Source organism: Serratia sp. (in: enterobacteria) (assembly GCF_046715635.1).
Taxonomy (GTDB): Bacteria; Pseudomonadota; Gammaproteobacteria; order Enterobacterales; family Enterobacteriaceae; genus Chania.
In genome coordinates this window covers 1-11,113 of sequence record NZ_JBKJYW010000202.1, presented here as the reverse complement: position 1 = coordinate 11,113, position 11,113 = coordinate 1, and the positions used below count along the sequence as shown (strand labels likewise).

12 protein-coding genes are annotated in these 11,113 nt (G+C 56.0%); 11 read left to right on the top strand and 1 reads right to left on the bottom strand.

Features of this window, described 5'->3' with window-relative positions:
• Nucleotides 1–631: DMT family transporter (locus tag ACLQ7H_RS10080; RefSeq protein ID WP_411752536.1), on the top strand; the 631-nt coding region annotated here is incomplete at its 5' end.
• Between the two features lie 64 nt (nt 632–695).
• On the opposite strand, the gene hcaR is transcribed toward ACLQ7H_RS10080, so the two are convergent.
• Nucleotides 696–1,577, bottom strand: a complete 882-nt coding sequence (hcaR, locus tag ACLQ7H_RS10075) for a DNA-binding transcriptional regulator HcaR (protein WP_411752535.1) — start codon at nt 1,575–1,577, stop codon at nt 696–698.
• Nucleotides 1,578–1,713: 136 nt separating this feature from the next.
• On the opposite strand from hcaR, the gene hcaE reads away from it, so the two are divergent.
• From hcaE to mhpE, 10 genes are all read left to right on the top strand, one after another.
• Nucleotides 1,714–3,075 carry a 3-phenylpropionate/cinnamic acid dioxygenase subunit alpha gene (hcaE, locus tag ACLQ7H_RS10070; protein ID WP_411752534.1) on the top strand — a complete coding sequence of 454 codons (1,362 nt, stop codon included), beginning with the start codon at nt 1,714–1,716 and terminating at the stop codon, nt 3,073–3,075.
• Entirely contained in the window at nt 3,072–3,593 is a 522-nt protein-coding gene (hcaF, locus tag ACLQ7H_RS10065; RefSeq protein WP_411752533.1) for a 3-phenylpropionate/cinnamic acid dioxygenase subunit beta, read from the top strand. Before hcaE ends, hcaF begins: the two co-directional genes overlap by 4 nt.
• Entirely contained in the window at nt 3,593–3,910 is a 318-nt protein-coding gene (gene hcaC, locus ACLQ7H_RS10060) for a 3-phenylpropionate/cinnamic acid dioxygenase ferredoxin subunit (protein WP_411752532.1), read from the top strand. Before hcaF ends, hcaC begins: the two co-directional genes overlap by 1 nt.
• Nucleotides 3,910–4,722 (top strand): 3-phenylpropionate-dihydrodiol/cinnamic acid-dihydrodiol dehydrogenase, encoded by an 813-nt coding sequence (hcaB, locus tag ACLQ7H_RS10055; RefSeq protein WP_411752531.1) that lies wholly within the window; start codon nt 3,910–3,912, stop codon nt 4,720–4,722. Before hcaC ends, hcaB begins: the two co-directional genes overlap by 1 nt.
• Nucleotides 4,723–4,730: 8 nt before the next feature.
• Entirely contained in the window at nt 4,731–5,930 is a 1,200-nt protein-coding gene (gene hcaD, locus ACLQ7H_RS10050) for a 3-phenylpropionate/cinnamic acid dioxygenase ferredoxin--NAD(+) reductase subunit (RefSeq protein WP_411752530.1), read from the top strand.
• A 183-nt stretch (nt 5,931–6,113) separates the two neighbouring features.
• Nucleotides 6,114–7,058 (top strand): 3-carboxyethylcatechol 2,3-dioxygenase, encoded by a 945-nt coding sequence (gene mhpB, locus ACLQ7H_RS10045; RefSeq protein ID WP_411752529.1) that lies wholly within the window; start codon nt 6,114–6,116, stop codon nt 7,056–7,058.
• Between the two features lie 21 nt (nt 7,059–7,079).
• Nucleotides 7,080–7,949 carry an alpha/beta fold hydrolase gene (locus ACLQ7H_RS10040; protein ID WP_411752528.1) on the top strand — a complete coding sequence of 290 codons (870 nt, stop codon included), beginning with the start codon at nt 7,080–7,082 and terminating at the stop codon, nt 7,947–7,949.
• Between the two features lie 14 nt (nt 7,950–7,963).
• Nucleotides 7,964–8,758, top strand: coding sequence for a 2-keto-4-pentenoate hydratase (mhpD, locus tag ACLQ7H_RS10035; RefSeq protein ID WP_411752527.1), 795 nt, complete (start codon nt 7,964–7,966; stop codon nt 8,756–8,758).
• A complete protein-coding gene (locus tag ACLQ7H_RS10030) occupies nt 8,758–9,708 on the top strand; it encodes an acetaldehyde dehydrogenase (acetylating) (protein ID WP_411752537.1) in 951 nt (316 codons plus the stop codon). The genes mhpD and ACLQ7H_RS10030 overlap by 1 nt, the downstream gene beginning before the upstream one ends.
• A complete protein-coding gene (mhpE, locus tag ACLQ7H_RS10025; protein ID WP_411752526.1) occupies nt 9,705–10,715 on the top strand; it encodes a 4-hydroxy-2-oxovalerate aldolase in 1,011 nt (336 codons plus the stop codon). The genes ACLQ7H_RS10030 and mhpE overlap by 4 nt, the downstream gene beginning before the upstream one ends.
• Nucleotides 10,716–11,113: the final 398 nt, after the last annotated feature.

Below are 11,113 nucleotides of genomic sequence, written 5' to 3'. Positions count from 1 at the left end.
GGCCTACACCACCGGGGTCAAAGGGTCGATCATGAACGCGACCGGCACCTTCTTTAGCGTGTTGCTGGCACATTTCATTTATAAAAACGATCGCCTTAGCATGAATAAAATCGTCGGCTGCGTGGTGGGCTTTGCCGGGGTGATGGTAGTGAACTTCAACAGCCAACTGATGGACTTCAGCTTTAGCTGGCTGGGAGACGGTTTTGTGGTGATCGCCGCGTTTATCCTGTCTGCCGCGACGCTGTATGGCAAGCGCATTTCACAGACGGTCGATCCGACTATTATGACCGGCTGGCAACTGGCCATCGGCGGCGTGATGCTGACAGTTGGTGGCTATCTGGCCGGTGGACGCCTGGAGTTCCACGGCTGGGCTTCGGTGGCGATCCTGAGCTACTTGGCGTTGCTGTCCTCGGTCGCTTTCGCGCTCTGGAGCCTACTGTTGAAATATAACCGCGTGGGCATGATTGCACCGTTCAACTTCCTGATCCCGGTTTCCGGCGCGGTGCTATCGGCCATTTTCTTACAGGAAAGCATCATGGAATGGCGTTATGCCTTGGCGCTGGTGCTGGTGTGCTTTGGTATCTGGCGGGTCAACGTGGTGCGTAAGGAAAAGCGCGAAGCCATCACCTAGCAATCGCTCAAAGGCCCGCCCAAGTGGCGGGTTATGAGACTGAAACAAAAAGGTCTGGATGCCGCTACGCTATGGGTTGTTCTTCAACCAGATCAATCATTTGTGCCAGGGCGGGGTTGCCATTTTCCCGATGCCACGCCATCAATAATTCAATCTGCGGCGCACTGGCCGGCAGTGGTCGGAACACCACGTTTGATGACTGAAAATGGCTGACATAGCGCGGCACAATTGACAGGCCCAGTCCCATTCCTACCAGATTCATGGTGACCAGAATATTGGTTGCTGCCTGCACGATCTTGGGTTTGCTGTGAGATTCGGTGAGGTAGGCTGTCACCATCTGGTGTAACGCGCCGGAGTGGGCCGGATCGGTACTGATAAAATTTTCGCCATCAAGATGGTGCGGCTCTAGCTGCGATTCTTTACTCAGTGGATGATTGATGGGCATCATCACCACCAAGGGCTCACGATAAACCACCCGGTAGTTCAGCTGATTACTGATAATCGGATGGCGCATAAAACCCACGTCAATTTCCCCTTTCAATAACTTCTCTTCTTGCCGAGTGGTAATGATACTCACCAGTTCGATGCTGGACGCCGGTAGCCGCAGGCGTAACTGGGGCAGAACGTCGGGCAGGATATTCACTTCCGCACAGGGCACAAAGCCAATGATCAGCCGAACCTGTTGTTCCATGGCCTTACGCGCCAGCTGTTTTGCCTGCTCTGACAATTCAAGAATATTGATCGCCTGATGTAAAAACACCTCTCCGGCACGGGTTAGCGATACCTGGCGATTATTTCTGACCAATAATGGGACGCCGATACAAACCTCAAGATCTTTAATCTGGCTGCTCAAGGAGGGCTGCGACGTATGTAATTTTTCCGCGGCCCGCGTGAAATTAAGTTCTTCGGCTACCGCGACAAAATAACGTAAGTGTCTTAGCTCCATGCCTTTTTCTCCCATCATAGAAAAAATGTCTGGTACGGTCGTTTTTTACTATTTCACAAAATAGTAACTGGAAAGCAACATCCTTTGCGTAACCCCTACGAAGGTCAATACATCTCTTGGATGAGGATCAAATAATATGACCACCAACGCAAAATTAGATGTTTATAGCTTGATCGACACCCGGAATGGGCAAGTTCTACCACGGATCTATACCGATCCGGAAATTTATCAATTAGAACTGGAGCGTATATTTGGCCGCTGTTGGCTGTTTCTGGCCCATGAAAGTCAGATCCCCAAACCCGGCGATTTCTTTAACACCTATATGGGTGAAGACGCGGTAGTCGTTATCCGTCAGAAAGATGGCTCCATCAAGGCGTTTCTCAACCAGTGCCGCCACCGCGCTATGCGTGTCAGCTATGCGGACAGCGGCAATACCCGCGCTTTTACCTGCCCTTATCACGGCTGGTCTTATGGTATTGATGGCGAATTGACCGAGGTGCCATTGGAGCCGCGCGCCTATCCACAAGGCCTGTGCAAATCACATTGGGGGCTGAAGGAAGTGCCCGGTGTCGAAAGCTATAAAGGCCTGATATTCGGCAACTGGGATACCAGCGCACCGACACTTGGCGAATACCTTGGGGATATGGGCTGGTATCTGGATGGCTTGCTGGATCGCCGGGAAGGCGGCACCGAAATTGTCGGTGGCGTGCAGAAGTGGGTGATTAACTGCAACTGGAAATTCCCGGCAGAGCAGTTTGCCAGCGATCAGTATCATGCCCTGTTCAGCCATGTCTCTGCGGTACAGGTGCTGGGCGGCATGCAGGACGGCAGCGATAAAAAACTGGGCGCAGATCAGACCGCACGCCCGGTGTGGGAAACCGCCAAAGATGCGGTGCAATTTGGTCAGGACGGCCACGGCTGCGGTTTCTTCTTCACCGAAAAACCCGATGCCAACGTGTGGGTTGATGGCGAAGTCTCGCGCTACTACCGCGAAAGCTACCCTGAAGCAGAGCAGCGCCTTGGTAAAATCCGTGCCTTGCGCCTGGCCGGGCATAACAATATTTTCCCGACCCTTTCCTGGCTCAATGGTACCGCCACCCTGCGCGTCTGGCATCCACGCGGGCCGGATCAGGTAGAAGTCTGGGCATTCTGTATTGCCGACAAAGCCGCCTCGCCGGAAACCAAAGCGGCGTTTGAAAACAGCGCGACCCGAGCCTTCGGCCCTGCCGGTTTCCTTGAGCAGGATGACTCGGAAAACTGGTGTGAGATCCAGAAACTGCTCAAAGGCCACCATGCCCGCCACAATCCATTGTGCCTGGAGATGGGACTACATCAGGAAAAACGCCGTGAAGACGGTATCCCCGGCATTACCAACTACATCTTTTCTGAAACCGCCGCGCGCGGCATGTACCAACGTTGGGCGGATTTGCTGAGCAGCGATACCTGGCAGGAAGTCCAACAGAAAACCGCCGCTTATCAACAGGAGGTGATGAAATGAGCCATCCAATCTCTATGGAACTCCAGCATCAGATCAGCCAGTTTCTCTACCACGAGGCAGCCCTGTTGGATGATTGGGAGTTCCGCGCCTGGCTGGAACTGCTTGATGACGATTTGAGCTACACCATGCGTACGACGGTGAATGCACAGACTCGCGATCGACGTAAAGGGATACAGCCGCCAACCACCTGGATTTTCAACGACACCAAATCACAACTTGAACGTCGGATTGCACGACTGGAAACCGGCATGGCCTGGGCGGAAGAACCACCTTCCCGCACTCGCCATATGGTCAGCAACTGCATTATCAGCGAAACGGCGCAGGCCGATGTGTTCTCCGTGCGGGTGAACTACCTGCTTTACCGCTCGCAAAAAGAGCGTGACGAAACCATCTACGTTGGCACCCGTACCGATCTGCTGCGCCGCCGTTCAACCAAGGAGGGCTGGGGGCTGTGTGGGCGTGAAATCATTCTCGACCAGGCGGTTATCACCTCCCACAACATGAGCATCCTGTTCTGATGAAACGAATCCATGCTTGTTCTGTCGGGGCGTTGCCGGAGGGGGAAGCCCTGCGGCTGGATACCGAACCGGCGATCGCGTTGTTTCACGTGGCGGGGGAATATTACGCGATCAACGATCGTTGCAGCCACGGTAATGCTTCGATGTCTGAGGGCTATATCGAGGATGACGCGACCGTGGAGTGCCCGCTGCACTCGGCCAGTTTTTGCCTGAAAACCGGCAAGGCGTTATGCATGCCCGCCACAGTGCCGTTGCAAACCTACCCGGTCTCTGTGATTGAGGGGGCCGTGTTTATCGATTTACCGGAGGGAGCCTGATGTCCGATCTCAACGATGATGTGGTGCTGATAACCGGAGGTGGCTCAGGGTTAGGGCTGGCACTGGTGGCGCGTTTTATTGAAGAGGGCGCCCGCGTGGTGACACTGGAACGCTCTGCAGAGAAGGTGTCCCAGTTACAGCAGCAGTTTGGCGAGCAGGTTGTGGCCGTGCAGGGGGATGTGACTTCCTTTGCTGATAATCAGCGTGCGGTTGAGCTGGCGCTGTCCCGCTTTGGTCGTCTTGACTGTTTTATCGGCAATGCCGGTATCTGGGATCATAATGCCTCGTTGCTGGCGACACCGGCGGAGCAGTTAGAGTCCGGCTTTAACGAGCTGTTTGCCGTTAACGTCAAAGGCTATCTGTTGGGTGCCAAAGCCAGCGCTCCGGCGTTGATCCACTCCTGCGGCAGTATGATCTTCACGCTTTCCAATGCGGCTTGGTATCCCGGTGGTGGTGGCCCGCTGTATACCGCCAGCAAGCATGCTGACGTAGGGCTGATCCGTCAGTTGGCTTATGAACTGGCTCCCAAGGTTCGGGTCAATGGCGTCGGGCCTTGTGGCATGGCCAGTGACCTGCGTGGCCCACAGGCGCTTGGGCAGCAGGACACCTCGATTATGCAATCGCTGACGCCGGAAAAGATTGCCGCCATTCTGCCGCTGCAATTCTCCCCTGCGCCGGAGGATTTTACCGGCCCTTACGTGATGCTGGCCTCGCGCCGTAACAACCGGACGTTGAGCGGCGTGATGATCAATGCCGATGGGGGTCTGGCCATTCGGGGTATTCGCCACGTGGCGGGTGGATTGCAGCTATAGGAGCAAAGATGAAACAGATAGTGATTATCGGCGGCGGTCAGGCTGGGGCTATGGCGGCCGCAGCTCTACGTGCACAACAGTTTACCGGTAGCATCACCTTGATCGGCGAGGAACTGGAAATTCCGTACGAACGTCCCCCTCTGTCGAAAGCCATGTTGCTGTCGCCGACTCCGCAGTTGCAAGACATTCTGCCTGCTTCCTTCTATGAGGAGAATGCCATTGTCCTGCGTCGCAATACGCGGGTTGTCGCTATCGATACCTTGCAGCACACGGTGCTGCTGGCTGATGGTGAAGAACTGGAGTGGGACCGGTTGCTGTTGGCGACCGGGGCCAAGGCACGACGGCTGACATCGCTGGATGCGTTAGGTGATAAATCACATACCTTGCGTACTGCGGCGGATGCCAGGCGGTTGCGTGACGCACTGACTGCCAGCCAACGGATCCTGATTGTCGGTGCTGGCACCATTGGCCTCGAGCTGGCCGCCAGTGCGAAGCAGAGTGGCTGCGAGGTGACGGTGATTGAGCAGGCACCGATGGTAATGGGGCGCAATGCTCCACCGCCGGTGCGGGATTATCTGATGAGCCTGCATCAACAGCATCAGGTGCGTCTTTGCCTTAATGCCCAAATTGAACACGCCGCCCTGGAACAGGAAAACGTGGTGCTGACGTTGCAGGATGGTGAACGGCTGATCGGTGACGCGTTGATCTATGGTATTGGCATTGAAGCCAACGATCGCCTGGCTACCCAGGCCGGATTAGCCACCGCCAACGGCATTATTGTTGATGACCATTGCCGTACTTCGGTCGCCAATATTTATGCGGCTGGAGATGTCACCTTACGCCGCCAGGGGGAGCAACTTATCCGCCTGGAAACCTGGGATAACGCCAACCAGCAGGCACTGGTGGCGGCCTGTGCCATGTTGGATCAGCCGTTACCGGCCACGGTGCCGGTGTGGTTCTGGACCGATCAGTTCGACAGCAATATTCAGTTTATCGGCGCCATGCAGAGCGAACATTGGTTGGTGCGCGGCAGCGTTGAGGCGCACAACGCCATCTGGTTTGCGTTGCAAGATGGCCGGCTGGTAGGGGCCATCACGTTGAACCAGGGCCGAGAAATGCGCCATCTGCGCAGACTGATCCAGCAAGGGAACCCGGTGGATGAAAGGCTATTGATTGATCCACAGGTTGCACTAAAGAGCTTGATTTAGCCCCGCCAAGGCTAACCGATTTCCCTCTCTCACCCCACTCTCTTACGCAGGAGAGGGAGTTGATCTGGTGTCGCGAGCAGGTGAGAGGGGGCTTTTACGCCCGGGATCTGGGGCCGTCTGGAATAGCCGTTTCGCTCCGTTCCGCGCTAAACACTCCAATGATTAAAAACAAGGTGGCTTGACATGAATGCTTATCTCCATTGTCTCTCTCATTCCCCGCTGGTGGGTTACGTTGATCCGGCCCTTGAGGTGCTGGCCGAAGTGGAAAAAACCATTGCCGATGCGCGGGAGCGGATCCAGGCATTTGATCCTGAACTGGTGATCCTGTTCGCGCCAGATCATTACAACGGCTTTTTCTACGACATCATGCCGCCGTTCTGCATTGGTATGGCCGCGACGGCGATTGGTGATTTCAACAGTGCCGCTGGCGAACTGCCGGTACCTGCAGAGCTAGCCGAAGCCTGCGCTCAATCAGTGTTGGATGCGGGGGTCGACGTTGCGGTTTCTTACTGCATGCAGGTGGATCATGGTTTTGCCCAGCCGCTGGAGTATTTGCTCGGTGGCCTGGCGAATTACCCGGTGTTGCCGGTGTTCGTGAACGGCGTGGCCCCGCCACTACCGGGTTTCCAACGTACGCGTCTGCTGGGTGAAGCTATCGGGCGTTTTGCCCGTGGCCTCAATAAACGGGTGTTGATCCTGGGTTCCGGCGGGCTTTCGCACCAGCCGCCGGTACCACAGTTGGCCGGAGCCGACGCACATATGCGTGATCGCCTGTTGGGCAGTGGCCGCCAATTACCGGCAGACGAGCGCCAATTACGCCAGCACCGCGTTATCTCTGCCGCCCGTGCCTTTGTGCAGGATCAGAACACCTTACATCCTCTCAACCCGGTCTGGGACAACCAGTTTATGGACACCCTTTCCGGCGGGCAGTTGGCGGAACTGGATGGGCTGGGTAATGACGAACTCTCGGCGATCGCCGGCCGCTCAACCCATGAGGTTAAAGCCTGGATGGCCGCTTTTGCTGCGCTGTCGGCGTTTGGTCCTTATCAGACTGAGGGTCGCTATTACCGTGAACTGCCTGAGTGGATCACCGGATTCGGCTCGATTAGCGCCGCGCCGCTGAAATAATAACGATAAAGGAACAACATCATGACATCGCAATCTTTTGACCTTACTGAAGAAAATACCAGCCGCTTCGTGCAGATCCACGAGGGTGAAGCCAGCCTGCGTATCCATTACAACGATTGTGGCAGCGGTGCGCAGACCGTGGTGATGCTGCACGGTTCCGGCCCCGGAGCCAGCGGCTGGGCGAACTTCAGCCGTAATATTGAACCGCTGGTGACTGCGGGTTATCGCGTGATCCTGCTGGATTGCCCCGGCTGGAGCAAGAGTGACTCGATTGTCAGTACTGGCTCCCGTTCAGACCTCAATGCCCGTATTTTGAAAGGGCTGGTGGACAAGCTGGATCTGCAGCAGGTTCATCTGCTGGGGAACTCGATGGGTGGCCACAGCGCCGTGGCGTTTACCCTAACCTGGCCAGAGCGCGTCGGCAAACTGGTGCTGATGGGTGGCGGTACCGGTGGCGCGAGCCCGTTTGTGCCAATGCCAACGGAAGGGATCAAGCTGCTGCAGGGGCTCTACCGTGAGCCTAACATCGAGAACCTGCGCAAAATGATGAACATTTTTGTGTACGATCCTAGCGATCTGACCGAAGCGCTGTTCAAAACCCGCCTCGATAATATTCTGGCACACCGCGACCACCTGGAAAACTTCGTCAAGAGCCTGTCTGTTAATCCGAAGCAGTTCCCGGATTTCAGCTCGCGTCTGGGCGAAATCAAAGCCCAGACGCTGATCGTCTGGGGGCGTAACGATCGCTTTGTACCGATGGATACCGGGCTGCGCCTGTTGGCGGGCATTGCCGGGTCACAACTGCATGTGTTCAGCAACTGTGGGCATTGGGCGCAATGGGAACATGCCGATACCTTTAACCGCATGATAGTGGATTTCCTACAGCATTAATCAGGGAGCGAATGATGAGTGATTACAATCTGGAGCAATTGGCTGAGGCGTTACGGCAGTCCGAGACCAGCGGCAAGGTGATTGAGCCCTTGCGCGATCGCCTCGGCATTGAGAACGGCGAGGCGGCCTATGCCATCCAGCAACTGAACGTACAGCATTGGCAAGCTGCTGGCCGCCGAGTGGTGGGGCGCAAAGTGGGGCTCACCCATCCCAAGGTTCAGCAACAGTTAGGGGTTGACCAGCCGGACTTCGGCACCCTGTTTGCCGACATGTGCTACGGCAGTAACCAGAGCATTCCGTTCTCACGGGTGATGCAGCCGCGTATTGAAGCGGAGATTGCGTTGGTGCTGGATCGCGATTTACCGCATGCCGATACCACGTTCGATGAGTTATATGGCGCAGTGAAGTGGGTAATGCCCGCGCTGGAAGTGGTGGGCAGCCGTATCAAGGACTGGTCGATCGCGTTTGTTGACACCGTGGCGGATAACGCTTCCTGTGGCGTGTACGTGCTGGGTGGTCCGGTGCGTCGGATCGATGAGCTGGATCTGCAACATTGCGGCATGAGCATGACGCGCAATAACGAGGTGGTGTCTAGCGGGCGTGGTAGTGAATGTCTTGGGCATCCGATCAATGCTGCCGTCTGGCTGGCACGCAAAATGGCCAGCCTCGGCACGCCGTTACGGGCAGGCGATGTGGTGCTGACCGGAGCACTGGGCCCGATGGTGTCGGTGCAAGCCGGTGACAGTTTTACGGCAACAATTGAAGGTGTTGGCACGGTAACGGCCCACTTCTATGAGGATAGCCAATGATGAGCAAGAGAAAAGTGGCAATCATCGGTTCCGGCAATATCGGTACCGATTTGATGATTAAAATCCTGCGTCATGCCAAGCATCTGGAGATGGGGGCGATGGTGGGGATCGATCCTGAATCGGACGGGCTGGCTCGTGCTCGCCGGATGGGGGTTGCAACCTGTCATACCGGTGTTAACGGGCTGATCCTGATGCCGGAGTTCGCCGACATTGATTTTGTCTTTGATGCCACCAGTGCGAGCGCGCATGTGAAAAATGATGCCATCCTGCGAGCGGCCAAACCGGGGATCCGGCTGATCGATCTGACACCTGCGGCGATTGGCCCTTATTGCGTGCCGGTAGTGAACCTGGAGGAGAACCTCAACCAGGTTAACGTCAATATGGTGACCTGCGGCGGGCAGGCGACCATCCCGATGGTGGCTGCAGTAGCTCGGGTGGCCAGGGTTCATTACGCCGAAATTATTGCATCCATTGCCAGCAAGTCTGCCGGGCCGGGCACCCGTGCCAATATCGATGAGTTTACCGAAACCACCAGCAAGGCAATCGAGGTGGTCGGTGGGGCAGAGAGGGGCAAAGCGATTATCGTGTTGAACCCGGCGGAACCGTCATTAATGATGCGCGATACTGTCTATGTGCTGAGTGAAGCCGTCGATCAAGCCAAGGTTGAGGCTTCAATCAACGAAATGGTGGCGGCTGTGCAAGCTTATGTGCCAGGTTATCGGCTGAAGCAGAAAGTACAGTTTGATGTCATCTCTGCCGATGCGCCGCTTAACCTACCGGGGATTGGTCGCTATTCCGGCCTGAAAACCTCGGTGTTTCTGGAGGTTGAAGGGGCGGCACACTACCTACCTGCCTATGCGGGCAACCTTGATATCATGACTTCCGCTGCGCTGGCGACCGCCGAGCGTATGGCTCAGGCCATGGCGCATGTTGCTGGAGAACGGCTATGAACGAGAAAAAAATCTATATCTCGGATGTGACCCTGCGCGACGGGATGCACGCTATTCGTCACCAATATACGCTGCAGAATGTGCAGGACATTGCCAGGGCGCTGGATGCGGCGAAGGTGGATTCGATAGAAGTGGCGCATGGCGATGGTCTGCAAGGCTCCAGCTTCAACTACGGCTTTGGCGCACATAGCGATCTGGAATGGATTGAGGCGGCGGCTGACGTGACCACCCACGCTAAAATCGCCACCTTACTGCTGCCGGGCATTGGCACCATTCACGATCTGAAGGATGCCTATAACGCCGGGGCGCGGGTGGTGCGTGTGGCCACTCACTGCACCGAAGCCGATGTGTCTAAACAGCATATCGCCTATGCCCGTGAGTTGGGCATGGATACCGTGGGTTTCCTGATGATGAGCCATATGACGACGCCGGAAAACCTGGCCAGCCAGGCCAAGCTGATGGAAAGTTACGGGGCAACCTGCATCTACGTGGTGGATTCTGGCGGCGCGATGAATATGAACGATATCCGTGCCCGTTTCCGTGCCTTGAAAGCGGTGTTGCAACCAGAAACGCATACCGGTATGCATGCGCACCATAACCTCAGCCTTGGGGTCGCCAACTCGATGGTGGCGGTGGAAGAAGGGTGCGATCGTGTTGATGCCAGCCTGGCAGGTATGGGGGCCGGAGCCGGTAACGCACCACTTGAGGTGTTTATTGCTGCGGCGGATAAGCTTGGCTGGCACCATGGGACCGATCTTTATGCTCTGATGGATGCGGCCGACGATCTGGTGCGCCCGTTACAGGATCGGCCTGTTCGCGTCGATCGCGAAACGTTGGCGCTGGGCTACGCTGGGGTTTACTCCAGTTTCCTGCGCCACTGTGAAGTGGCTGCGGCGAAATACGGCATCAACGCGGTGGACATTCTGGTCGAGCTGGGGAAACGCCGTATGGTGGGTGGCCAGGAAGATATGATCGTCGACGTGGCGCTGGATCTGCGTTCCCGCTAATCAGAGCGTGGTAAACCAGCAATGGGACTGTACCATCGATAGAGTTCAGTGAATTACCTGCCCCTTTTTGCAGGGGCAGGGTTATGCTGATTACACCATCGGGCGGATAGCGTCCCACAGGCGTTCCCAGTTAATCAGCACCAATACCACAGCGGCGGCAAACAGAATAAACATGATCTTTGAGAACATGATATCAACACTCCTTGTTAATAAATTCGACGTTTTAGTTTGGTGCTTTTGGTTCCCCCCTCACCCCAACCCTCTCTCCGAAGGCTGTCTCTTGATCAGATCTCCTGATCAAGAGATTTCGCCAGTTTGTAACCTTCGACGATGTCTTGGAGTTTAAACCACGCTTCCCACATCACTACCCATCCTGCTCGTCCCGTCCGCTTACTGTC